Below are 23,513 nucleotides of genomic sequence, written 5' to 3'. Positions count from 1 at the left end.
AGGCACCGGGACGCTGACCGCCCGCGGGAGCCGGGGCCGCCTCGACCGGCGGCTGCGGGTCGACGGGGGCCACGGCGGGCGCGGGCGGGGGCGACTGCTCCGGTGCGGGCGCGGGTGCCTCGCCCCGGGCCGCCGCACGTGCCACGGCGGGTCCCGTACCGGGCTGCACGGCGGGGGGTGTGGGCGCGGGCGCGTGGGCCAGGGCCTCCGGCCCGGGTACGTACCCCATGGCGGGCCCCGGGCCCGTGGTCGCGAAGGAGGCGCCCCGCTCCAGCCGGTCGAGGCGGGCCTGGAGCGAACGCTCGTCGTCGAAGGCCGCGGGCAGCAGCACCCGGGCGCAGATCAGCTCGACCTGGAGGCGCGGCGAGGTCGCCCCGCGCATCTCCGTGAGCCCCTCGTTGACCAGGTCGGCGGCGCGGCTCAGCTCGGCGGCACCGAAGACGGACGCCTGGGCCTGCATCCGTTCGACGACATCGGCGGGGGCGTCGATCAGCCCCTTCTCCCGGGCGTCCGGCACGGCGGCCAGGATCACCAGGTCGCGCAGCCGCTCCAGGAGGTCGGCGACGAAACGGCGCGGGTCGTTGCCGCCCTCGATCACCCGGTCCACGACCTCGAAGGCCGCGGCCCCGTCACCCGCCGCGAAGGCGTCCACGATCGAGTCGAGCAGCGAACCGTCCGTATAACCGAGCAGCGAGGTCGCCATGGCGTAGGTCACACCGTCGTCGCCCGCGCCGGCCAGCAGCTGGTCCATCACCGACATCGAGTCACGCACGGACCCGGCGCCGGCCCGCACGACGAGGGGCAGCACGCCGTCCTCGACGGGGCTGTTCTCCTTGCCACAGACCTCGGCGAGGTACTCACGCAGCGTCCCCGGCGGCACGAGGCGGAACGGGTAGTGGTGGGTACGCGACCGGATGGTGCCGATGACCTTCTCGGGCTCGGTCGTGGCGAAGATGAACTTCAGGTGCTCCGGCGGCTCCTCGACCACCTTCAGCAGGGCGTTGAACCCCGCCGGCGTGACCATGTGCGCCTCGTCGATGATGTAGATCTTGTAACGACTCGACGCGGGCCCGAAGAACGCCTTCTCCCGCAGATCACGGGCGTCGTCCACGCCACCATGCGATGCGGCGTCGATCTCGATGACATCGATCGACCCCGGTCCGTTGCGCGCGAGATCCTGGCAGGACTGGCACTCCCCGCACGGCGTGGGCGTCGGCCCCTGATCGCAGTTCAGACAGCGGGCCAGGATGCGCGCACTGGTCGTCTTGCCGCAGCCGCGCGGACCGCTGAACAGGTACGCGTGATTGACCCGGTTGTTCCGCAGCGCCTGCTGCAGCGGGTCAGTGACATGCTCCTGCCCGATGACCTCGGCGAACGACTCGGGGCGGTAGCGGCGGTACAGCGCAAGGGACGACACACCTACGAGGTTATCCGGGCGGACCGACAACCGGCCCCGGACCGACCCGGCCACCACCTCACGCACCCGTCACGGGAATCGCGGGAGACGCAGGAACACGGGGGCCAGAAACAAACCGGGAGACCAGAAACACAGGACCCCGGAAACACAAGGGCCCCCCACGCACCCGCCAGAGCCGACCTACCCTTGCTGCCTTCCGGCCCTGGGGGAGTTCAGTCAGATAGCGCCACGTGAGGGGCTGACGCCCACCTTAACCGATCCCCACCCCTGCCGGTCCACCTCCCCTCCTTCTCTCCTCCCCCGGACGACTCCGCCGAGAGTCCGGGGGAGGTCCGGAGGAAGCCTCGGGGGAGGTCCGGAGGAGGTCCAGGGGGAACGGGTTCGCGAGCACTCCTCAACGTCTTGTATTGTTTGCCGCGGAGGATTCGCCTAGTGGCCTAGGGCGCACGCTTGGAAAGCGTGTTGGGGGCAACCCCTCACGAGTTCGAATCTCGTATCCTCCGCCATTGCTCTCACCGGGCAATACGTCGAAGGGCCCCACCGCTTGCGGTGGGGCCCTTCGACGTTCGTAGTCGTGGGTGATGGGTTCCGGCCCGTCTCCGGCCCGGACGGCGTCAGGCCGCTGTCAGTACCCCGAGGCACAGGACCATGCAGCCGGCGAACGCCGTGCCGGCTGCGAAGACAGCCTCGGGTCGTCCTGTCCCTGAGCCCCTTTTCACGTGGCTCCGCCGCCCTCGCGTCAGGTGCGGGCGTCCGTTCGTCGGACGAGAGAGCACTCCCCATCAGCAGGGTCGCGAGTTCGCCGTGCGCGCGTTCCGCCGCCCCACTACCTGGTGGTGGGCCCCGATCCGGCTGTCGAGTGCGCAAACGAGATCGCCGATGCGGCGCTGCTCCTCGATGGATGGCAGCAGCACGGGAAGCTGCTGCATCGCCTTTGTCCTGATCGAGCGACGATGGTCATCTCTGCTCGGTCTTTGATCCATGCCTGTACTCCCGGAAGGGACAGGAAGGCGAGAACGAAGCGCGAGTCCGTATCGGGCTCGAAGGCACCGCCGCGAGCAGCCCGTCCGGCTCCTCCTCGGCGCTCCTGTTCGGCTCCTGTTCGGCTCTTGTCAGATTCCTGTCAGGTTCCCCGAGGTGGGACAACCGGTGATGACACGTCACCCTCTCCCCGGTGCGGGGGGTGCTCCTGGGATTCCTGGGGCGCTGAAGCACGACCAACAACGAGGAGACACCATCGTGAGACAGGTCTCACGCGCGCTGACGGCTGCCTTGGCGGCCGTGGCGCTGGCGGCGGGTGTGCCAGGGCCGGCGCATGCGCAACCGGCCGCCGAGTCCATACCCGGCGCGCCGCCGGGCGCCTCCGGGGAGCGGCTGCCGGAGGGGTGGCGTGTCGAGGGCGGGGAGCTGATCTGGAGCTCGCCCGAGCCCGTGGGCATGGGCGGCGCCCTGGTCGAGTTCCGCTCGGGGGAGCGGACCCTCGGCGTCCCGGAGCCCTCCCCCGACCAACGCACCTTCCGGCTCCGCCTCGACGGGGCGAGGGTCGGACCGGTGAGCGAACTCCAGGTGGTCGCCGGTTCGCGGCGGCTGGACGCCGCGAAGGCCGACCAGGCACCCCGTCAGCGGCGCTCGTCGGCCGCGGAGGCACCCCAGGAGCCGTTCCCCGCCAACCCGGTCGACCCCGGTGTCGCCGGTAAGTACCGCACCATCAGTGGTGAGTACTCCCTGAAGTCGGTGAGGCTGCCGGGCTACGCCGAGCCCGTGGAGATGCGCGCCACGGTCGTCGGCCCGACGGACGCGCCGGGGAAGCGACCGCTGGCGCTCTTCGTCCACGGCCGCGGCGCCACCTGCTACGAGCCCGGCAAGAACAGCGCGGGCATGGAGTGGCCGTGCAAGCCGGGCAACAAGGAGATCCCGAGCTACCGCGGCTTTCTGCACGACCAGAAGCTCCTGGCATCCCAGGGCTATGTGACGGTCTCCATCTCCGCGAACGGTGTCAACGCGCAGGACGGCCGCGCGGCCGACTTCGGGGCGCAGGCCCGTTCGTCCCTGGTGCGCCAGCACCTCGCCCGCTGGGCGGAGTGGGGTGCGAGCCCCGCGAAGGCCCCCGCGGCCGTGCGCGCGACGGAGCCCGCGGACCTCTCGAAGGTGCTCCTGGTCGGCCACTCCCGGGGCGGCGAGGGCGTCAACCGGGCGGCTCTCGACAGCGTCTCCCCGCCGCCGCCCGCCGAGGACGGATACCGGGGGCCGGTGGGCTGGCGGATCCGCGGCACCGTCCTGATCGGCCCCACCAACTTCGGCCAGAACCCCATGCCCGACGTGCCCTCCATGACCATCCTGCCGGGCTGTGACGGCGATGTGAGCGACCTTCAGGGCCAGATGTACCTCGACGGCACCCGGGGCATCGGCCAGGGCACGGCGCTGCACAGCGCGGTGTACATGGTCGGCGCCAACCACAACTTCTTCAACACGGAGTGGACGCCCGGCCAGGCCGAGGCCCCGGCCGCCGACGACTTCTGGGACGACAAGAACAACCCGGACCCGGTCTGCTCGGCACGGGCCGGGACCCGGCTGAGCGCCAAGCAGCAGCAGACGGCGGGCGCCACCTACATCGCCGCCGCCGCGCGGCTCTTCCTCGCGGGCGACGACCGGGTCCGCCCGCTGCTCGACGGCTCCGACCGGCGCGCGCCCTCGGCCGGTCCCGCCCGGGTGCTGACCCACGCCGTCGGCGGCAATCGCACCCCGGCGATCCGGCCCGACGACCCGCTCTCGGTGACGAACGGGCGCGTGTGCCAACAGGTCGCGACGAGCGCCGCGCGGGCCTGTATGCCTGACTCCACCCCCGGTAAGTCGCCGCACTTCGCGTCCTGGGCGGAGACCACCAGTGAGCCGGGCCGCAACGCGGTCACGGCCCGCTGGACCAAGCCGGGCACCCCGGTCCGGCTGACGCCGGAGCGCGCCTTCTCGCTGGCGGGCTCCGACGCGCTCGCCCTGCGGGTGACGGTGCCGCCGAACACCCGGGGCACCCGGCTCGACGTCGCCCTCACCGACGCCTCCGGCAAGCGGGTGGGGCTCGGTCAGGTCACCGTCGACGGCCTTCCCGGCTCCGACTCGACGGCCGCGTACTGGGCGCGTGAGGTCCGCGTCCCGCTGAAGGCCGCCGTCAGCGCCGGTGTCGACCTGAAGCGGACGCGGTCGCTGGAGCTCACCCCGCGCAGCGGCTCCGGCGAGCTCTGGTTGATGGACGCCTGGGGCTGGCGCCCCGGCACCCCGGTGGTACGCCCCGTCGCACTCTCGCGTGTCGACATCGGCAAGCTGACGGTCAAGGAGGGCGACTCCGGCACCCGCACCTACCGCGTGCCCGTCCAGGTCACCGGCAAGGGCACCGGCGTGATCAAGCTCGCCGTCCGCGACCCGGAGACCCGCAAGTCCACCATCCGCACCGTGACGGTGAAGGCCGGTGGCTCCGTGGACGTGCCGATCACGGTCACGGGCAACTCCCGCTACAGCTACGACCTCAGCCACGAGGTCGCGGCCAAGGCCGTGCGCGGCACTGCGGTCGGCGGCGCCTTCGGAGGCGTGCTCGTCGAGAACGACGACCCCATGCCCACGGTCACCGTGACCCCGGTCGCCGACTCGGTCACCGAGGGCCAGAAGCTCACCTGGAAGGTGGAGCTCTCCCAGCCCGCCGACATCAGCATCGAGATGCGGTTCGACCTCCTGCCGGTCCACGAGGGCACGGAGCTGTCCACGAAGGATGTCGACGAGGAGTGGCTCTCCAGCCTCGGCGAGGACGCCGACCCGGAGCGGCCCCTGTCCACGAACAGTCCCTCCCTCTGGGTGTCCGTCCCCAAGGGCGAGACGAGCACCGAAGTGTCCGTGCCCACGGTCACCGACGCGCTGACCGAGTCGGAGGAGTCCCTGCGGATGCAGGTGAACATCCTCAAGGAGAACGAGTGGCTGGAGGGCCCCCTCCTCACGGGGAAGGTCACGGACGCGCACCAGGGCTGACGCCCGGGGGCCACGTCCCCGCTGACAGTGCCTGAGCGCACCACCTGAACGATGGCACCGGCCCCCGCCACGGGGACCGGTGCCATCGGCGTGAGGGGGCCACGCGGGGACTGCCGAACCGGATCGGGGTGGTGAAGCTCCTCCCGCAGTCCTGTCCTCCCGGCGGCCCCTTCGGTCCGGGGGTCCTACGCGTCGGCGAGCAGTGGGTCATGGGCGGTCGAGCGCCGGCGGCCCGACATGAAGGAGAGAAAGTCCTTCACGAGCGCGCTGCGTGAGCACCTTGCGTCGACGTCGGCCACCGTGCGCCGGAACCCGGTCCGGAACAGGGCCCGGTACTCGTCCGCGTCGATGAACTGGTTGCCGTCCGCGTCGGTGACGTCGAAGAGCTCTTCGGCGACCCTGATCAGCGCGGGCCCGGCGAGGGAGAGGACAGCGGCGGCGTACTCCTCCTTGCTGATGCGGCCGTCGCCGTCGACGTCGAGGGCCGCATGGAGTTCCCTCCACCACTCGGCATACGCGTGGCAGAGCCTGGCCTCCTCCGGTTCGTCCGGATCGAGGCGGGAGGACAGCTCCCGGGCCAGGGCGGCGAGATCGGGCCAGTCCAGGTAGCCGTCGCCGGTCTGGTCCGGCACCGCGGTGAAGAATTCGTCAGCGCTCCGCTGCGATCCGGTTCTCTCGGCGGGACCGTGCCGCACGGCAAAGGGCGTGACCATCCGGAACAGGGCGCCGACCTGTTTCATCCGGCCGCGCAGCGCGGTGGGCGTCGCGGCTTGGGGGACGTCGCTGTCCGAGGACAGGGGAGCAGGCCGGTGAGGCCCTCGGCCCGGAGCCGGTTGCCGGGCAGGAAGCGCGCCAGGCCGACGGCCACGTAGACGCTCTGCATCAGCGTCTGGGCGCCGGGGATTTCGGGCAGACCCGCCCGTCGGCGGAAGGGCTCGGGGAGGGACGCCACCGTGATCGTGCCGATGACCGGGCCTGCGAGCGCGCGGCCCGCCGCCCATACGGTGGGCAGGCCGTCCAGCAGGGGCGGTGCCGGGAGATGGCCGAAGAGCTTGTAGAGAATGATGCGCAGCGCCTCCGTGTCCTCCAGCTCCTCCTGGACCATGTGGTCGTCAGGGCCGATGTCCAGGCGGTGCCACTCGACGAGCTGGTGGCGGAATCCGTACGACGCAAGGGCCTGGAGACGCGGGGCAGGGTGACCGGCCACCCGGTCACCGAGACCGACCCGCGCCGTCTCGACCGCCTCGTCACCCACCTGATCCTCAACGCCCACCGCCACGGCGCGACGCCGGCCGAGGTCACGGTCGACGGCACGACCATCGTCGTACGCGACCACGGCCCCGGCTTCTCCCCGGAACTCCTCGCCCACGGACCCCAGCGCTTCCGCACCGAAGCTGCCGAACGGGGCCACGGACACGGACACGGCCTCGGCCTCGGCCTCACCATCGCCCTCGGCCAGGCCCACGTCATCGGCGCCCACCTCACTCCGGCCAACACCACGCCGCTCAAGACCAACCGGACGACATGTCGGCCGATGCGAGGACGCTTCAGGCAGTCCAGCACGTGAACGCACGAACGACATCGCCGCAGCGACTGCCCCGCGTCCAGTCCCGACTCCGAACCCGGAGCTGCCAACCGGTGGCCGATGTCGTCCTACCGCGCACCCAGCAGTTCGAGGATCTTGTTGACCGCGTCGAGGACCGGCTGGCCGACGGCGCCGACCGTCGCGGCGATGCCTGCGACGGCCATCAGGGCGCGGTGTCTGTCCTGCGGCGGCGCGGTGTCGTCGGCACTGATGTCTCCGAGGGATTCGTCGATGGCCTGGGCGCTCGCCGGCGGAACCCGGTCGCGGAGTTCCGCGACCAGCTGGAGCAGTTCCTCGACGGCCGACCGAAGTGCGGGAGACACCACTGCGGCGTCGGCGGCCACCGCCTGGTTCTTGACGATGCCGGTGTTGCCCCGTCCACCATGCATGTTCACGTTGTCGCCGAAGTAGTAGCTGTCGCCGCTCATGCGCTCGCCATCCCGACGTTTCCGGTGCCGCCGTACATGTTGACGTTGTCCCCGAAGTAGTAGTTCCTGGGGCTGATCGTGATGCTCTCCACTTTCACCTGGAACTCGGCTTCGGGATTCTCGATCGCGTGGGCGATGTATCCGACGAGCTGGTTCAGGTGTTCCCGGTTGGTGCTGGTCACGACCGCGGTGGACGGGCCGGAGGTTTCGACGGCGAGTACGTAGTGCGACTGAGCCGACAGTACGGAGATCAGCTCCACGAGGAAGTAGATCAGCCCGGCCACCGTGACATACCAGACGAAGGTGACGATGCCGCCTCCCACGTCCTCACTCCCTAGGGTGGCCACCGCGCCGAGGATCGTGAGGGCGATCGCGACCGCCAACGTGATCGCGACGCTCTTGCAGAAGCGGACGACGGCTTCCTTGCGCCTGGGGTGGATGGTGAGCGTGTACACCCGCGCGATGTTCTGCAGCGGATAGGCGGCGCCGCCGACCCACAGCAGCCGTTTGCTGACCCGCAGATCGACATCGGCGCCGCGTGTGAGCGGCGGCACCGGGGGTGGGGGCGGGGCGTTCCACGGCCGCCCCGCCGGATCTGTTGGCTCCATGCCGTTCCCCCAGAGGTTGATGCAATGCCAACTGAACGTAGAACAACATAAACCACGTGGTACACGTTCACTGCAACACAGTATCCATCGTCAAGTAGGCTGTTTATTAAGCGAATTGGTATCCCCGAGGGGAAGACCCCGGCGACCGGTCACGGGCCCGCTCGCGGGGCTCTCTCAGCCTCGCGCCCACTGTCCGGGCATGGACGTGCAGGTCCCGTTTCGTGCTCCTCGCACCTTCCGCCATGGCCCACGTGCCCTGGCCCGGCCGGGTTCGGAGGGTCGGGAGGTTCAGGTGCGGGGCTCCCAGCGGAATCTGCGGGTTGCCGTCCAGGCGAACAGGGCTGTCCACGCGGTGGCCAGTGCGGTTCTGGTCAGGGTTTCGGGGGCTGTCAGTTCGCCGGTCCAGCCCGATCTCATCAGGTCGATCGTGGAGGACAGCGGCGCGAACAGCAGTGCCTCGCCGAGCGCGTCCGGCAGCACCTCGCGGGGGATGTAGACGCCGGAGATCATCGGCAGGACGAAGATCGCCGGGAGCGTGGCGACGAGCACGGACTCGACGGTCCGGCACAGGGCGGCCGTGGTGGCCGCCATCGCCGTCATCAGGGCGATGCCGGTGAGGAGTCCCGCGGCGGCCGCGAGCGGTTGCCGGGGCATCACGCCGAACATCACCGACAGCACCGCCGCCACGACGACGATCTGGGTCACACAGATCGCGACGTACATGGACGCGCCGCCGGCCAGGATCACCGGGTCGGCCACTTCGCCCGTGCGCAGGCGCTTGAGGACGAGTTCCTCCCTGCGCGCCACGTACAGACCGGTGACGGACGAGTAGAGGGAGAAGATCAGCAGCACGCCGGTGGCGGTCGACACCATCAACGGGCCGGCTTCGATGCCGTGTTCGCGAAGGGGCAGCTGCTTCTGCACGGACCTCATCGTGAAGAGGAGCATCGCCGGGACCAGCACCACGAAGACGTAGTTGGACTTGATCCGGTGGAACAGCGTCCACTCGATGCGGAACAGGGTCTTCATGTGCTGCGTGGTCGGGCTGTTCATGCACCCTCCTCCCGCCGTCCGCCGTCGCGGCCGGCGACGGCGATGAAGGCTTCTTCGAGTGACGCCGGTCGCGCGGTGAACCGGGCGAGGGCCACATCGTGGCTCTCGGCCCAGGCGAGGAGGCGGGCGGCGTCCTTCTGGAGTTCGCCGGTCGTCACGGTCACCCGGCCGTCACGTTCCGCCACCGTCCCGCCGACGGGCAGATCACCGGCAGTCCACTGCTCCGGCAGGCCGAACGACAGTGTGGACGGGTGACCGGCGACGATGTCCGGGACGGAGCCCGACGCCGCTATCCGTCCACGGTGCATGATCGCCAGCTGGTCGGCGAGGGATTCGGCCTCTTCCAGGTAGTGCGTCGTGAGCAGGATCGTCGTGCCCCGCCCCTGGAGTTCGCGTATCAACTGCCAGGTGGCGTGGCGCCCTTCGACGTCCATGCCCGCGGTGGGTTCGTCAAGGAAGAGGACATCGGGGTGCGAGAGCGTGGCGATGGCCAGGTCCAGGCGCCGCCGCTCGCCCCCCGACAGGTTCCGCACCATCACCGCGGCGCGGTGGGACAGCCCGGCGCGATCCAGTGCCTGCGCGACGGGGCGGGGCCGGGTGGTGAGCCCCGCCCACATCCCGACGGTCTCCTGGGCGGTCAGGTGGGAGATGAATCCGCCCTCCTGGAGCATCGCGCCGGTCCGTGGGCGTATCCGGGCCCGGTCGGCCACCGGGTCGAGGGTGCCGAACAGGCGGACGCCGCCCCGATGGGGAGCGGCGAGCCCTTCCAGCATCTCCACGGTCGAGGTCTTGCCGGCGCCATTGGTGCCGAGGAGCGCGAAGAGCTCGCCGGGCCGGACGGTGAAGCTGACACCGCGTACGGCATCGAAGGTCTTCTTGCCCGTTCCGTATCGGCGCCAGACGTCCTGGGCATGGATGTGACTGTTTTCCGCCGCCATCTGTCCTTCCTCGAAGTGGGGGATGGAGAGGTGAAATCGATACTGGCACGTTCACATCCCACACGGAAAGCGGATTCAATTCCTCCGAATAATCTCCTGCGGGGCCACCCGGGATTGCCTTGATGGCTTCCTCTCTTTAGAATCACTTTAACCTCTGGTGCCTGACATGTGGTGCCATCATCGCCAGATTTGAGGGGTGGAGACCGTTTTCGCCTAGCGGGCCCTTGACCATCTCTTGGTGATCTGGTTGGCTTTTATTGCTCAGCCCGGACGACCCATCCAGATTTCGCACGCCGGAGAATACCTCCCCCTCATTCCTTCATTTCTTTTCCGTCGCCTTCGACCGGGCCGCGATGCCGCTACGATCGCCGGTCATGGACTGGCTCGAACGCGCTGCGAAGCTGAGGCAATGGACCGGGAACGGGATACGGGCCCCGCACAAGCCCCTGCTGTTCCTGTACGCCCTCGGCCGGTTCCAGGAGGATGCCGACGGCGCCTTGCGGTACAGCGCGGTGGAGGAGGACCTGAAGCGGCTGCTGGCGGAGTACGGGCCGGCCAACAGGACCACGCCCGCCTATCCCTTCCACCATCTGGTCAGTGACGGGGTGTGGGACGTACGCACCGATCGCGGGGCCGGCAGTCCCGGTACCGGGGTGCTGGAGTTGCGTGCGACGGGCGCGGCGGGGCGGTTGGCGCCGGAGCTGCGGGCGGCACTGCGCCGTGATCCGGTGCTGCTCGGCCGGATTGCCCGAGTGCTGCTCGATCAGCACTTCCCGCCGTCGCTGCATGGGGAGTTGTGCGAGGCCGTGGGTCTGGAGCCCGCGGTGGAGTCCCCGACGATCCCGGCCGGGCCGCGGCGGCAACGGGACCGGCGGATGCGGGAGATGGTGCTGACCGCCTACGAGTACCGGTGCGCCTTCTGCGGCTACGACGGGAGGATCGGTGCGATGCCGGTCGGGCTGGAGGCCGCCCATGTGCGCTGGTGGGCGTTGGACGGCCCGGACGACCTCGACAACGGGCTGTGCCTGTGCGCGCTGCACCACAAGCTGTTCGACCGGGGTGTCCTCGGCGTCGGCGAAGGCCACCGCATCCTGGTCTCCCAGAAGTTCGTCGGGCACAGCCCGGCGGCCCGGCAGCATGTGACGGCGCTGGCGGGCCGCCCCCTGACCGGGCCCCGGCCGGGCACGAGCCCGATCGCCGCGCACCACCGTTCCTGGCACACCGAGCAGGTCTTCCGCGGCGCCCCGCGCCCCGTCGCCGTGACATGACGTGACATGACGTGAGGTGACGTGAGGTGACGTGACCGCCCGGCCGCGGGCGTGCCTGCTCCGGAGGCGGCCGTTCTCGGACAAGGTCGGCCGACTCGCGGTGGAAGCGGGCCGGGCGGCGTAGAACTCGTGCGAGCGGGAGAGGCTCTGGAGGGCGCGTACGGGGCGGGGCCGCGTGCCGGGTGCACGGCAGGGGGAAAGGCGACGGGTGCTGTCGGACGAGACGTGGCGCGAGTTACGGGGCCAGGGGGCGACCCGCACCTTTCGTGAACGCAGCGTGATGCTGCGGCAGGGGTCCGCGGGGACACATCTGCTCGCCCTCACCGAGGGGCTCGCCAAGGTCGTGTGCCGGGAGCCGGGCGGAGTCGTGACCTGGCTGGCCTTCCGGGGGCCGGGCGACCTGCTGGGCGAGGTGTCCGTCTTCCACGGCACCCCGCGCACGGCGGAGGTGGTCGCGCTCACCCCGTGCACGGCCGTCGTGCTGGAGGCGGAGCGGTTCCGCCGGTTCATCGAACAGCGCGGGCTCATCCTGGACCTGATGCGCCAGGCCTTCTCCCGGCTGCGGGAATCCGACGCGCACCGCACCGAACTGCTGACCCTTCCGCTGGTCGCCCGGCTGGCGCGGGCGCTGCTGCGGCTGGTCGAACTCACCTCGCCCGGAGGCGAGTCGGAGGTCGTACGGCTGACCGGCCTGAGCCAGGAGGAGATCGCCCAGGCGACCGGGGTGACCCGTAACGCGGTCATCACCGGACTGCGGCGGCTGCGCGAGTCCGGGGCGGTGGAGACGGCCCGCAGGACGATCGTCATCAAGGACATGCGGGCGCTGCGCGACTGGGCGATGACCGGGCCGGGAGCCATGCCCGCGTCGTCCTTCCCGCCGCCACCGGGCCGGTAGCACGCGCGTGCTGTGACGTGGGACACCCGTGAACTGCCCTGCGCTGGGCAGTCCGGCGGGCGGAACCGGCGGAACCTCGGATCAGCCGGTCACCGGGGCAGCGGATACGTATCCGCATCTGCATCCGTGTCCGTGTCCGCATCCGTTCCACCGTCCGCGAGGAGATCACGCATGTCCGGTTCCAGTCCCGTTCCCGCCCCGTACGCCGTCAGCCGTCCGCTGCCGCCCTACCGTGCCCTGTTCGCCGTGGACGCCAAGGACTTCACCGGGCTGCCCGCCGTGCAGCACGGTCCGGTGAGCCAGTTGATCCCCGAGCTCGTCGACCAGGCGCTGGAGCGGGCCGGGCTCTCCGCGCTGCGCGACTCCAAGCGGTTTCCGGCCAACACCGGGGACGGCGTGGTCTTCGGCTTCGATCCGGCCCTGCTGCCCCATGTCCTCTGGCCCTTCCTCGGCGTGCTGGACGACACCCTCGGCGCGTACAACAGGCAGTGCGTGGGCCCCCGCATCCGGCTCCGGGCCAGTGTCCATGTCGGCCCGCTGCCGGACGGGGACGGTGCCGGTGACGGCAACGGCACCGCCCGCAACGACACGCACCGGCTGCTGGACTCCCGCCCGGTCAAGGCCATCCTGACCGCGTCGAGCGAGCAGGTCACCCACCTGGCGGCGGTCATCTCCCAGCGCGTCTACGAGGACGTCGTGCTGGGCGCGTACACCGGACTGCACCCCGACCGCTGTGTGGAGGTCCCGGCCACCGTGGAGGGGAAGAACTTCTCGCAGCGGGCATGGCTGTACGTCCCGTCGCCGTCCGGGAACCTGTTGCAGGCCGGTGTGCGGCCGCGCGAGGAACCCGAGGCGCCGGACGACGCCCCCGCCGAGCGGGAGCAGGACCCGGCGACGGGGTCCGGCACGCACTACCAGGGCAACACACAGCACGTGGGCAAGGGCGCCGCCGTGATGGGGAACGTCGGGCGGGACCTCACGTACACCGGCGAATCCACCACGTACCACGGCACCAACCAGCACTGGGGCGGCGGCGACAACGTGGCGGGCGACAAGCGGGTCGGCGACGCCGGGGACCACCGGTGAGCGCCGCCGAAGGCGCCCCTCCCGGAGGGGACGGCGAGGGCCCCGAAGGCGCTCCGGGCCCCGGGGACTCCTACCGCGACAACCAGCAGCGGGTGGGCCAGGGCTTCGCGGTCATGGGCGGAATCGCGGGCGACACCAACGTGTTCTTCGGCGCCTCCGACGAGGAGGTCAGCAATCTCATCCGCAAACCCCGGCTGCGGGAGGGCCCCTACCCCGCGGACGATGTGCACGCCCGCCTGCGCGGGTTCGTCGAGCCGCCGACCCACGCCCGGTGCCGGAAGGTGCTGGACGGCCACCTCCTGGTACTGCGGACCGCGAGCGGTACGGGGGCGGGCACGGCCGCGTTCGCGCTGCTGGAGGAGCGGTACGGGGCCGACGGCATCACCGGCCTGGACTCGCCCGACGACCTGTCGCGGTGGCGCCCCAAGGAGCGGCGCGGCTATCTGCTCCAGGGCCTGTCCCCGGCGGCCGCCGCCTCGCTCGACGAGGTCGGGCTCACCTCGCTGGTCTCCGGGCTGCGCGGCACCGGCGCCCATCTGGTCGTCACCGTACGGAGGGAGATCCCGCTGCCCGGCGCCACGGCGACCCGGCAGGTCACGCACCGCCCACCGCCGCCGGCCGAGGTGGCGAGGAAACACCTGCGCACCATGGCCGATACGGGGGAACTCACCGCAGGTCAGGAGGCCGAGGCGCTCCGGCACCTCGCCCAGCCGGACTTCACCGGTCATCTGGACGCCCACCCGCTGCCGGGGGACGCCGTCGCGGTGGCGGAGGGGCTGCGCGACCTCGTCGTGGCGGGGAAGTCCGCCGCGTCCGTACTGGACGACCTGCGGACCGGCAGCCCCGCGGCGGCCCGTGAGGCGCTCGTGCAGGCACGCGACCGGGCGGATCTGGTCTCGCTGATGGCGGCGATCTCACTGCTGCCGGGACAGGACCGGACGGTCGTCGAGCGGTTCGGCGCGATCCTGCGCCCCCATGTCGACGGCCGCGGCGGCCCGGCCGGGGGAGCCGGGACCGCCGAGGGGGCGGCGGGCCGGTGCGACGTGCTCGGGCCCGCCTTCGAGGACCGGCTGGCGGCGGTCGGCGCGCGCCTGCTGCCGACCCGGTACGGAGCGGCGCCGCGCTATCCGGTCCAGCCGGTCGTCTTCTCCGGACGGCACCGGTCGGACGCCCTGCTCCGGTCGCTCTGGCTGGAGTACGAGGGCATGGCGGAACTGCTGTGGAAGAGCCTGGACGAGGCCCCCCACCACCCCGGCGTCGAACTGGCGGCGGGCGTGGCGATCGGGAAGGTGCTGGCCCACTCGACCGGGCCGGACACCCTGCGCCAGCTGCACCCCTTCGCCGCGTCGGACAAGCGCTGGCGCCGCCGCCTGGTGGCCAACGCGCTCGGCGAGATGGTCCAGCACCCCGCCCTCACCGGAGCGGTACGGGAGCAGTTGCGGCAGTGGAGCGGGGCCGCGCCCGTCGCGCTCCGCTGCACCGTGGCCGAGACCTGCGGGGGCAGCTACGGACTGGCCCGCCCCGCCGCCGCGCTGAGGCTCCTGGACACCACGCTCGGCAGACCGGGCGAGAAGCTGGAGGGCCCGTTGCGCACCGCGGTGTCCTTCGCCCTCAGCGCCCTCCTCTCCGAGGACACCAACCACGCCCGGGTCCTCGACCTCCTGCGGGAGTGGCAGGGCGCCTCTCCCGGGACGCCCCGTCATGGTCTGGCCGTCCACGCCGTCGAATCGATGAGCCGGGGTTCCTTCCCCGCGCCCAACGCCCCGGGCGTACGGCGGGTGCGGCTCGCCGAGGTGCTCGCGGAACATCCGGAGCGGGCCCGCGGCCTCGTCGCCGCGGGCCTGGACGACCCCGCCACCCATGAATCGGTGGCGGCGGGCCTGCTCCTGATCGACGGCGATCCGGAGCTGCGGCGGCGGACCGCCTTCCCGCGCTTCCTCGCCGCTCTCGCCGCGACGGCCCAGCACCACCGCGGCGTCCGCCGTTTCGTCCTGCGTCACCACCGGGCCCGTACGGCCCCGACGGAAAGGCTCGCCTCATGACCGGCCCGCTCATCTCGCCGCTGGACTCCTCGGCGGCCTGGCAGTTGTTCCGTCTCCGGTTCGGTGCCCCCGAGGGCCGGGCCCTGGTGTTCCTCGCGGACGACGGGCAGGACGCGATGGTGCCGCCCCGGGAAGGCGACTACTGGGGCTATCCGTGGCCCACCCGGCGCGAGGTGCGCGAGGAGGCGTTCTTCGACATCGTGTGGGTCTCGCTCGCGGAGCGGCGGCTCTCGGTCGACATCCCGCGCCGCCCGCCGAAAGCACCCGCCCGCTACGGAGTCGTCTGGAAGGTCAGCAACCCGGTCGTCGCGGCCCGGGACCGGCTCACCGAGCAAGGCGCCCGGGACCTGATCCTCCGGCACATCGACGAGAACGCCACCCTGCCCGGTGTCCCCGACCCGTTGCGGGCACCACCGCCCCACTTCGGTACGACCGAGGTGGAGCCGCCCAGCCGCCCGCGGGTGATCGACGGCTCCGGTCTCACCTACTGGTTCCTGGACCCGCCGGCCGCGCTGCTTCCCGCCTCCGGCGTCGGCGCGGGACCGGCGCTCCCGGCAGGCTTCGGCGATGTCCACCGCGAGGCGTACCGCTTCTACCGGGAGGTCGTCGCGGGCGGTCCGGTCGGCCTGGCGGCCCTCTGGCTGCTGCACCGTCCGGAGGAGGCGAAGGACGTGCTCGACTGGACGGTGACCCACCGCGGCCTCCTCGCCGACCGCGACGACTGGGAGCACGGCCTCGCGGCGGCGCTCAAGTCGCTGACACCGGAGGACCGGAGCTTCGTCGGCGCCAACATGGCACGGGTCCTCAGCGACGTGGGAGTCCCGCAGGGCGACGAGGTGCTGCGCCGGATCGGCGACACCGGCAGTGCGGGGGGCGGTACCGGCCCGTACGGGGATCAGGAGGTTTGATACCTCTTCCTCGTGTATGCCCGTGGCCGGGAGGGCCTGTGATCACCGTCACCCGGTTTCTTCGGGTCCGGTGTCGTCCGGATGCGGGGCGCCGGGCGTATGCCGGGTGAGACCGAGGAGATCCAGGAGTTTTTTGTTGACCGTCGAGGAGTTCGAAGAGTTCTACGCGCAGACGGCTGCCCGGCTGACCGGGCAGCTGTTTGTGATGCTCGGCGACCAGCACGAGGCGCAGGACGTGGTGCAGGAAGCTTTCATCAAGGGCTGGAGCCGGCGGCGTCAGCTCGATCGTGACGGGCAGCCCGAGGCCTGGATCCGTACGGTCGCCTGGCGGCTGGCGGTGAGCCGGTGGCGGGGGCGGCGGCGTACGGCGGAGGCCTGGCAGCGCAGTGGTGCCCCGCCCCATGCGGAGGCGCCGGGGCCGGAGTCGGTGGCCCTGGTGGAGGCGCTGCGGGAACTGCCGCCCAAGCAGCGGCGCACGCTGGCCCTGCACTACGTCTGCGATCTGACCGTCGAACAGATCGCCGCGGAGACCGGTCTGGCGGCCAGCACCGTCAAGACGCATCTGGCCCGGGGCCGGGCCACGCTCTCCCACCGTCTGCAGGATCCGCGTACCGAGGAGGGGCCCTGTGTCTGAATCCCACGACCCACTGAGGTCCCTGTTCAAGGAAGCCGCTGCCGCCGGGCAGTCCCGCGCGCGCTCGGCTCCGCCGTCGTTCATCGCCGAGCGCGGGGAACGGGTGCGCAGGCGCCGGATCCTGGCGCTGGCCGTGGGGGCCTGTCTGGTCTTCTCGGGTGCGGGCGCGGCCGTGGCGTCGCTGGTGCCGGACAGCACGGGCACGACCGTCCCCGCCGACACGCCCTCGCCCGCTCCCTCGCCCCGGCTCTCCCCGTCCCCGACCTCGCCGAGTTCCTCGTCCTTCTCGCCCTCCTCGCCGCGGACGAGCCCGCCGCCGTCGAACTCGCCCAGCGACGACCCGTCGACGTGGACGACATCACCGGGCACGCCCACCCGGAGCGCCACCTTCCCGCCGTCCTGACCCCCCTGCCCGACCATCGGCCCCCGGCCGCCCGGCTGCCTCCCCGTGCGCCCGGCCAGGTCGTTCGATGTGCGCTGAACCGACCCAGGAGATTGCGCTGTGAGCCTTTCCACCCGCCAACTGCCGCGCGGGCATCGGTCCGTACGGGCCGACACCGTTCCCGGCGCGCCCCGCGACGCCCCGTCGCAGGGCGCGGAGACGAGCGCGGAGCAGGGCGCGGAGACGGGTGCGACGGCCTTCGACCGGCTCCGGCTGCGGATCCGGTCCGCCGATCGCGAGGTGCTCTGGCTCTATCTGCTGACCCGGGTGGGCCTCTGGACCACCGCCTACTGCACCCGCTGGATGTTCCCCGACGACAAGGGGAGCCACTACGCCGCCCGGTCGCTCTCGTCGTGGGAGCGGTGGGACTGGTGGCACTACCTGCACATAGCCCAGCAGGGCTACTTCCCGGACGGGACCGGCCCCTGGACGGCCGGCTGGGACAACCGGGAGGCCTTCTTCCCCGGCTTCCCGTTCCTGCTGCGGGCCGTGCACACCGTCGTGCCGAGCTGGGCGGCTGCCGGGCTACTGATCTCCCTGGTCGCCGGCGGTGTCGCCGTACTGGCCCTGGCCCGTATCGCCCGGCTGCACCTGCCGCACGCCCACGCCGGGCAGCGCGCGGTCCTGTTCTTCCTGGTCTCTCCCTGCGCGGTCTTCCTGGCCGCGGGCTACACCGAGGCGCTCTTCCTCGCCCTGGCCCTGCCCGCCTGGCTGGCCGCCCAGCGCCTCGACTGGCGGCTCGCGGCCGTACTGACGTGTCTGGCCACCACCGTCCGGGTCAGCGGCCTCTTCCTCGCGGCGGCGATCGGGGTCCACTTCCTGGTGACCGCGCGCACCGCCGCCCATTGGCGCCGGGTGCCCTGGCTCGCGCTGCCCGCCCTGCCGCCGTTCCTCCACAGCTGGTACCTGCACGCGCACACCGCCGACTGGATGGCCTGGAAGCACGCCGAGGAACGCGGCTGGTACCGCGACTTCCACGCCCCCTGGGAAGCCTGGGCGAACACCTGGCACGCCGCGTTCGGCCACTCGCAGGCCACCGGGTACGCCCTGATGTGCCAGGCCGAACTGCTCACCATGCTGGTCGGTGTCGTCCTGTGCGGCCTGCTGCTGTGGCGGCGGCGCTGGGCGGAGGCCGCGTACATCGCCCTCAGCCTGTGGGCGCTGGGCACCTCGTACTGGTACACCTCCATTCCCCGCGCGACCCTCCTGTGGTGGCCGCTGTGGACCGGGCTCGCCGCCTGGAGCCTGCGAAGTCCCCGCGTCAAGACCGCGTATCTCGCCGTCGTGGCACCCCTGATGGCCGTCTTCGCCGTCACCTTCCTCTCCGGACGCTGGGCCGGCTGAGGCCCCGGAGCCGGAGGCCGGTCAGTGGATCGGTCCGTCGGTCCGCCCGTCGATAACTCCATCGGTCCGTCTGTGCTCGCGGTTCCGGCACGGCCCTCGCACGCTGGGGCGGGGGTTACTACTGGAAGGGCGGCCCCTTGATGAGGCTTGTCGTCGATCTCAACCGGTGTCAGGGGTACGCGCAGTGCGCGTTCCTGGCCCCGGATGTCTTCGCCATGCACGGCGAGGAATCGCTGCTGTACAACCCGCACGCCGACGAGGCGCAGCGCGAGCAGGTGATGCGTGCCGCCACCGCGTGTCCGGTGCAGGCCATCCGCGTGGAGGACCCGGACGACGCACCGGCCCCGGCGGAAGGGGGGCTTTCCGGTGTCCGGTGACGGTGCTCTGGAACGGCTGAGGCGCGAGGGGCGGATCGTGATCGTCGGCGCCTCGCTGGCCGGTCTCCGGGCCGCGGAGACCCTGCGCGAGGAGGGCTTCACCGGTTCGCTCACGCTGATCGGCGACGAGCCCCATGAGCCGTACGACCGTCCGCCGCTCTCCAAGCAGGTGCTGCTGGGCCACGCCTCCGCCGACCGCACCGGGCTGCCCCGGCGGCACGGGCTCGACGCGGAGTGGCGGCTCGGGGTCGCCGCCGCCGGGCTGGACATGGCGGCCCGGCGGGTGCGGCTGGCCGACGGGGACGAGGTGGAGTACGACCGGCTGCTGATCGCGACCGGGGTACGGGCCCGGCCGTGGCCGCATCCGGCGGAGGCCGAGCTGGACGGGGTCTTCGTGCTGCGCACCCGGGACGACGCGGCCCGGTTGCAGCGGCGGCTGGCCGCGTCGCCCCACCGGGTGCTCGTCATCGGCGCGGGCTTCACCGGTTCGGAGATCGCCTCGGCCTGCCGCGAGCGCGGGCTGTCGGTGACCGTCGCCGAACGGGGGGCGGCGCCCCTGGTGGGCGCGCTCGGCGGGGTGATCGGCCAGGTGGCCGCGGAGCTCCAGCGCGAGCACGGGGTGGACCTGCGCTGCGGGATCATGGTCACCGGTCTTGAGGGCGACCCGGCGGGGCGGCTGCGGCGCGCCCATCTGTCCGACGGCACCGCCCTCGACGTGGACGTCGCCGTCGTCTCGCTCGGCGCGACCCGGAACACCGAGTGGCTGGCCGGATCCGGGCTGGGCGCCGGTCCGCGCGGAATCGCCTGCGACGCGGGCTGCCGGGCCTTCGACGTCCGGGGCATCGTGACCGACGACGTCTTCGTCGCCGGTGATGTCGCACGGTCCCCGCACGCGCTCTTCGGGTACCAGTTCCTCTCCCTGGAGCACTGGGGCAACGCCGTCGCGCAGGCCGCGACCGCCGCCCACAACATGATCAGCAGCAGCTCCGAGCGCCGCCCGCATCTGTGGGTGCCGGCCTTCTGGTCCGCCCAGTTCGGGGTCAACATCAAGTCGGTCGGCGTCCCGTCCCTGGGCGAGGAGGTCATCGTCGCCCAGGGCTCGCTCGCCGAGCACCGCTTCACCGGCGTGTACGGATACCAGGGCCGGGTCATCGCCGCGGTCTCCTTCGACCAGACGAAGTGGCTGGAGTTCTACCAGCGGCAGATCGAATCGGCCGCTCCGTTCCCTCCGGACTACTCCTCGGTGGACCGCCGCGCCGAAGGTCTCCAGCCGGTCCCGGCCGACTTCCCGGACCCCTCGCTGCCCACCCACGGCCCGTCCGTCACCGTCAGCGGCTACTCGCCGACCGACCAGCGGATCACCTTCACCCCCGCCCGGGTCTGATCCCCCAGCAAGGACCGCCACCATGACGCGAGACACGCTCCTGCGGCAGATCATCGACTACGACAACCGCGCCGACCCGTACCCGCTGTACACCGAGCTCCGCAAGAAACCGGTGCGCCAGGAGGGGGACGAACTGTTCGTCGTCAGCACGTACTGGGAGATCAAGAGTCTGCTGCACGATCCGAGGATCAGCTCGGACGCCCGCAACCTCTCCCCCGGTGCCGCGGGCACCCTCCTCCAGGAGGAGGAGGCCTCTCCCCTGCCGCCCGCCTTCCTGCGGCTGGACCCGCCCGAGCACGACCGCCTGCGCCGCATGACGATGCGCCCGTTCGGGCCGCCCGAAACACCCCGGCGGGTGCACGACATGCGCGGCGAGCTGACCCGCATCGTCGCCGACCTCATCGACGGCTTCGGGGACCGGAAGCAGGTCGACATCGTCGACGACTTCTCGTACCCCTTCCCCGTCACCGTGATCTGCCGGCTGCTGGGCGTTCCGCGCGAGGACGAGTCGCGCTTCCACTCCTGGGCCGACACCATCGCCGCCGGCCTCGACCCGGACCCGGACCAGGACCCCGGCGAGCGGCGCCGGGTCACCCAGCAGGCCCGGACCGAACTGGGGATGTACCTCTCCGGGCTCATCGACGCACGCGGCTCGGCGCCCGGCGACGACATGCTCTCCGAGCTGGTCACCGGGCACGGCCCGGACGGGCAGATGACCCGGATGGAGGTGCTCAGCACCGCCGCCCTGCTCCTGATCGCCGGCCACGAGACCACCGTCAACCTCATCACCAACGGGACGCTCACCCTGCTGCGCAACCCCGACGTCCTGGAACGGCTGCGCGACGACCCCGCGTTGGCCGTCCCGCTCGTGGAGGAGCTCCTGCGCTTCGAGCCGCCGGTACAACTGCTTCCGCAGCGCACCACCCTCGCCGACATCGACATCGCCGGCACCACCATCCCCAAGGGCGCCTCCGTCTGGCTCGTCCTGGCCTCCGGCAACCGGGACCCGAAACGGTTCCCCGACCCCGACCGCTTCGACCCCGACCGGAAGGACAACCAGCACCTCGGCTTCGGCAGCGGCATCCACAACTGCTTCGGCGCGCCCCTGGCACGGCTGGAGGCGCAGCTCGCCCTGACCGCGCTCGCCCGCAGGCTCGACGGCCCCCGGCTGGTGGCGGACCCGCCCCCGTACCGGCAGAACGCCGTGCTGCGCGGGCCCCGGCATCTGGAAGTCGCGTTCGACGGGCTCCGCGCATAGCCGTGGTCCGACGATGATGGGTGGATGCCGACGCACGGACCGGACCGGCGTGACGCCGGACCCTCGCTGGAGCAGATCCTCGGGCTGATCGCCCCCGGGATGCTCGATGTCGTCGTGGCGCCGCGCGGTACCGGTGTGGCGGTGGCCGACGTGGTGCTGCACGACCCCGGCGAGGAGCGGGACGACGGCACCTGGGCGGTGTCCGGGCTGATCCTGCTCGCGGTCGGCGTGGAGGTCGCCTCGCCCGAGGCGCTCGACGTGCTGCGCGGCGCCGACCGGGCCGGGGCCGCGGCCGTGGTGATGCGCCGGGGCGACCGGGGGCCGCGGGCCGCGCTGGTGGAGGCCGCGGGCCTGGGGCGTACGGCGCTGCTGACCCGGCGGCCGGGGCAGGGCTGGACGGAGGTGCTCGGCCGGCTGCGGACCGCCCTGGCGCACAGCGTCCCGGCCGGGGCGGGCGGCACGGCGGCGGGGCTGCGGCTCGGCGATCTGTCCGGGCTGGCCAACACGGTGGCGGACCTGGTCGGCGGGGCCATCACGATCGAGGACCCGCAGTCTCGGGTGCTGGCCTATTCACGGCTGGACCACGAACCCGATCCGATGCGCCGGCTGACGATCCTGGGGCAGGAGGTCCCCCGCTGGCGGGTCGTCGAACTCCGCGAGAGCGGCTTCTTCCAGAGGCTGTGGAGCACCGACGGCGTGGTGCGGCTGCCCGCCGACGCCCGGTACGCCGAGCGGCTGGCCATCGCGGTGCGCCACGGTTCCGAGGTGCTCGGGTCCCTCTGGGCCGCCACCGACGGGCGGCCGCTCGCCGAGGACGCCGCAGCCGCGCTGCGCACGGCCGCGCGGGCCGCCGTGCCCCATCTCTCCCACCACCAGACCTGGGGCCGGGCGGCGGCGCGGGCGCGGGAAGGGGCGGTGCACGCGCTCCTGAAGGGCGACGTCCGGGCCGCGCCCGAGGCCGGGGTCACGGCGGACCGGCCGTACGCGGTGGTGGTCGCGGAGGCGTACGACCGCCGGGGCGCCGGTAGCGGCGGGGCGCACGACGGGCAGGAAGCCGGTGTTGGTGCCGGTGCTGGTGCTGGTGCTGGTGCTGGTGCTGGTGCTGGTGAGACATACGGCGGCCTGGGCTCCGCTGCTGACGAGGCGTCCGGGGCCGCCGGGCAGCGGGTGCTGGACGTGCTCGCGCTCCAGGCCGCCGCGTACCGGCCGGGGTGTGTGACCGCGCGGTCCGGGCGGCTGCTGTACGTCCTGGTCCCGGCCGGCGACGGTGAGACCGATCCGGCCCGCCCCCTGCTGGCGACCGCGCGCTCGGTGCCCCGCAGCGTGGTCCTCGCGGGCGCCGGGCCGGTGGCGGACGGGCTTTCGGGGCTGCCCGCCTCGCGGGAGACGGCCGAGCTGGTGGTACGGGTGCTGCGGGAGCGGGCCGCGCGGCGGCCGCCCGGCGAGGTGGTGTCGGCGGTGGCGGCACACGGCGAGGTGGTCCCCGAGACGACGGTCCTCCGGCTGCTCGACCGGGTGGAGCCGCTGTGGGGGTCGCTGTCGGGGCCGGTGCACGCGATGGTGGAGCACGACCGGGCGCACGGTTCGGCGTACGGCGCGTCGGTCGCCGCCTACCTGGACGCCTCCTGCGACATGGGCACGGCCGCCCGGCACCTCCATGTGCACCCCAACACCCTGCGGTACCGGCTGCGCCGGGCCCGGGAGCTGTTCGGCGTCGATCCGGCCGACCCCGCCGTACGGCTCCTGGCGGACATCGGGCTGCGGCTCGCGGCCCGCCGTCCGCCTCCCGCCCCACCGCTCGGCTGATCGCCCGGTTGTCCGGTCCGGCAAAGGAA

General features: G+C 72.2%; 19 protein-coding genes, 1 tRNA gene, 1 other RNA gene and 1 pseudogene. 15 read left to right on the top strand and 7 right to left on the bottom strand.

The genetic code is table 11. The features are described from left to right. Positions 1–1,417 (bottom strand): DNA polymerase III subunit gamma and tau (locus GA0115234_RS34860; RefSeq protein ID WP_141718526.1); only part of this gene is annotated, 1,417 nt, incomplete at its 3' end. 146 nt (positions 1,418–1,563) lie between these two features. Then, positions 1,564–1,660, bottom strand: an RNA gene (gene ffs / locus GA0115234_RS34855) — signal recognition particle sRNA small type. A gap of 175 nt (positions 1,661–1,835) precedes the next feature. Here ffs and GA0115234_RS34850 point away from each other — a divergent pair. Both GA0115234_RS34850 and GA0115234_RS34845 read left to right on the top strand, forming a co-directional pair. Further along, positions 1,836–1,923 (top strand) — tRNA-Ser (locus GA0115234_RS34850). A gap of 733 nt (positions 1,924–2,656) precedes the next feature. Further along, a complete protein-coding gene (locus GA0115234_RS34845) occupies positions 2,657–5,428 on the top strand; it encodes a hypothetical protein (RefSeq protein ID WP_093549728.1) in 2,772 nt (923 codons plus the stop codon). 185 nt (positions 5,429–5,613) lie between these two features. Here the strand turns inward: GA0115234_RS34845 and GA0115234_RS34840 are convergent. Beyond that, a pseudogene (locus GA0115234_RS34840) lies at positions 5,614–6,539 on the bottom strand (oxygenase MpaB family protein); the annotation flags it as partial. 84 nt (positions 6,540–6,623) lie between these two features. Here GA0115234_RS34840 and GA0115234_RS43960 point away from each other — a divergent pair. Next, positions 6,624–6,995 (top strand): ATP-binding protein, encoded by a 372-nt coding sequence (locus tag GA0115234_RS43960; RefSeq protein ID WP_370804689.1) that lies wholly within the window; start codon positions 6,624–6,626, stop codon positions 6,993–6,995. Between the two features lie 86 nt (positions 6,996–7,081). Here the strand turns inward: GA0115234_RS43960 and GA0115234_RS34835 are convergent, their stop codons facing one another. The 4 genes from GA0115234_RS34835 to GA0115234_RS34820 all read right to left on the bottom strand — a co-directional run bounded on the left by GA0115234_RS34835 (position 7,082) and on the right by GA0115234_RS34820 (position 10,040). Then, positions 7,082–7,441: a hypothetical protein gene (locus tag GA0115234_RS34835; protein ID WP_093549727.1), complete on the bottom strand. Its 360-nt coding sequence runs from the start codon at positions 7,439–7,441 to the stop codon at positions 7,082–7,084. Further along, complete coding sequence (locus tag GA0115234_RS34830) at positions 7,438–8,049, bottom strand: DUF6232 family protein (protein WP_093549725.1); 612 nt, start codon at positions 8,047–8,049, stop codon at positions 7,438–7,440. Before GA0115234_RS34830 ends, GA0115234_RS34835 begins: the two co-directional genes overlap by 4 nt. 288 nt (positions 8,050–8,337) lie before the next feature. Further along, complete coding sequence (locus tag GA0115234_RS34825; RefSeq protein ID WP_093549723.1) at positions 8,338–9,102, bottom strand: ABC transporter permease; 765 nt, start codon at positions 9,100–9,102, stop codon at positions 8,338–8,340. Beyond that, positions 9,099–10,040 carry an ABC transporter ATP-binding protein gene (locus GA0115234_RS34820; protein WP_093549721.1) on the bottom strand — a complete coding sequence of 314 codons (942 nt, stop codon included), beginning with the start codon at positions 10,038–10,040 and terminating at the stop codon, positions 9,099–9,101. The genes GA0115234_RS34825 and GA0115234_RS34820 overlap by 4 nt, the downstream gene beginning before the upstream one ends. A gap of 374 nt (positions 10,041–10,414) precedes the next feature. Between GA0115234_RS34820 and GA0115234_RS34815 the strand changes: the two genes are divergently transcribed. From GA0115234_RS34815 to GA0115234_RS34760, 12 genes are all read left to right on the top strand, one after another. Beyond that, positions 10,415–11,308: a phosphorothioated DNA-binding restriction endonuclease gene (locus tag GA0115234_RS34815; protein ID WP_093549719.1), complete on the top strand. Its 894-nt coding sequence runs from the start codon at positions 10,415–10,417 to the stop codon at positions 11,306–11,308. Between the two features lie 175 nt (positions 11,309–11,483). Further along, positions 11,484–12,203: a Crp/Fnr family transcriptional regulator gene (locus GA0115234_RS34810; protein ID WP_343335966.1), complete on the top strand. Its 720-nt coding sequence runs from the start codon at positions 11,484–11,486 to the stop codon at positions 12,201–12,203. A 171-nt stretch (positions 12,204–12,374) separates the two neighbouring features. Continuing rightward, positions 12,375–13,289, top strand: a complete 915-nt coding sequence (locus GA0115234_RS34805) for a hypothetical protein (RefSeq protein WP_093549715.1) — start codon at positions 12,375–12,377, stop codon at positions 13,287–13,289. Then, positions 13,286–15,331 carry a hypothetical protein gene (locus GA0115234_RS34800; RefSeq protein WP_093549713.1) on the top strand — a complete coding sequence of 682 codons (2,046 nt, stop codon included), beginning with the start codon at positions 13,286–13,288 and terminating at the stop codon, positions 15,329–15,331. Before GA0115234_RS34805 ends, GA0115234_RS34800 begins: the two co-directional genes overlap by 4 nt. After that, positions 15,328–16,239 (top strand): hypothetical protein, encoded by a 912-nt coding sequence (locus GA0115234_RS34795; protein WP_202554496.1) that lies wholly within the window; start codon positions 15,328–15,330, stop codon positions 16,237–16,239. The genes GA0115234_RS34800 and GA0115234_RS34795 overlap by 4 nt, the downstream gene beginning before the upstream one ends. A gap of 136 nt (positions 16,240–16,375) precedes the next feature. Beyond that, complete coding sequence (locus GA0115234_RS34790) at positions 16,376–16,873, top strand: SigE family RNA polymerase sigma factor (protein WP_237541984.1); 498 nt, start codon at positions 16,376–16,378, stop codon at positions 16,871–16,873. Next, on the top strand, positions 16,866–17,276 hold the full coding sequence (locus GA0115234_RS34785) for a hypothetical protein (RefSeq protein ID WP_093549709.1): 411 nt from the start codon (positions 16,866–16,868) through the stop codon (positions 17,274–17,276). Before GA0115234_RS34790 ends, GA0115234_RS34785 begins: the two co-directional genes overlap by 8 nt. Before the next feature lie 120 nt (positions 17,277–17,396). Further along, positions 17,397–18,659: a mannosyltransferase family protein gene (locus tag GA0115234_RS34780; RefSeq protein WP_370804691.1), complete on the top strand. Its 1,263-nt coding sequence runs from the start codon at positions 17,397–17,399 to the stop codon at positions 18,657–18,659. A gap of 140 nt (positions 18,660–18,799) precedes the next feature. Continuing rightward, positions 18,800–19,036: a ferredoxin gene (locus tag GA0115234_RS34775; protein ID WP_093549707.1), complete on the top strand. Its 237-nt coding sequence runs from the start codon at positions 18,800–18,802 to the stop codon at positions 19,034–19,036. Then, on the top strand, positions 19,026–20,420 hold the full coding sequence (locus GA0115234_RS34770; RefSeq protein ID WP_093549705.1) for an NAD(P)/FAD-dependent oxidoreductase: 1,395 nt from the start codon (positions 19,026–19,028) through the stop codon (positions 20,418–20,420). Before GA0115234_RS34775 ends, GA0115234_RS34770 begins: the two co-directional genes overlap by 11 nt. 22 nt (positions 20,421–20,442) lie before the next feature. Further along, positions 20,443–21,678: a cytochrome P450 gene (locus GA0115234_RS34765; RefSeq protein WP_093549703.1), complete on the top strand. Its 1,236-nt coding sequence runs from the start codon at positions 20,443–20,445 to the stop codon at positions 21,676–21,678. 24 nt (positions 21,679–21,702) lie between these two features. Beyond that, the gene (locus GA0115234_RS34760) at positions 21,703–23,484 is read left to right on the top strand and encodes a helix-turn-helix domain-containing protein (RefSeq protein WP_093549701.1); all 1,782 of its coding nucleotides are present in this window, start codon (positions 21,703–21,705) and stop codon (positions 23,482–23,484) included. Positions 23,485–23,513: the final 29 nt, after the last annotated feature.

It is taken from the genome of Streptomyces sp. DvalAA-43 (assembly GCF_900091725.1).
GTDB lineage: Bacteria > Actinomycetota > Actinomycetes > Streptomycetales > Streptomycetaceae > Streptomyces > Streptomyces pulveraceus.
The sequence above is the reverse complement of the archived record's forward strand: the minus strand, read 5'-3'. Positions and strand labels throughout refer to the sequence as shown.

Excerpts from the sequence above, each read along its gene's own strand:
- GA0115234_RS34775 (WP_093549707.1), top strand. The coding sequence starts at position 18,800 with ATGAGGCTTGTCGTCGATCTCAACCGGTGTCAGGGGTACGCGCAGTGC.
- GA0115234_RS34805 (WP_093549715.1), top strand. The coding sequence starts at position 12,375 with ATGTCCGGTTCCAGTCCCGTTCCCGCCCCGTACGCCGTCAGCCGTCCG.
- GA0115234_RS34820 (WP_093549721.1), bottom strand. The coding sequence starts at position 10,040 with ATGGCGGCGGAAAACAGTCACATCCATGCCCAGGACGTCTGGCGCCGA.
- GA0115234_RS34835 (WP_093549727.1), bottom strand. The coding sequence starts at position 7,441 with ATGAGCGGCGACAGCTACTACTTCGGCGACAACGTGAACATGCATGGT.
- GA0115234_RS34825 (WP_093549723.1), bottom strand. The coding sequence starts at position 9,102 with ATGAACAGCCCGACCACGCAGCACATGAAGACCCTGTTCCGCATCGAG.
- GA0115234_RS34830 (WP_093549725.1), bottom strand. The coding sequence starts at position 8,049 with ATGGAGCCAACAGATCCGGCGGGGCGGCCGTGGAACGCCCCGCCCCCA.
- GA0115234_RS34795 (WP_202554496.1), top strand. The coding sequence starts at position 15,328 with ATGACCGGCCCGCTCATCTCGCCGCTGGACTCCTCGGCGGCCTGGCAG.
- GA0115234_RS34760 (WP_093549701.1), top strand. The coding sequence starts at position 21,703 with ATGCCGACGCACGGACCGGACCGGCGTGACGCCGGACCCTCGCTGGAG.
- GA0115234_RS34765 (WP_093549703.1), top strand. The coding sequence starts at position 20,443 with ATGACGCGAGACACGCTCCTGCGGCAGATCATCGACTACGACAACCGC.
- GA0115234_RS34815 (WP_093549719.1), top strand. The coding sequence starts at position 10,415 with ATGGACTGGCTCGAACGCGCTGCGAAGCTGAGGCAATGGACCGGGAAC.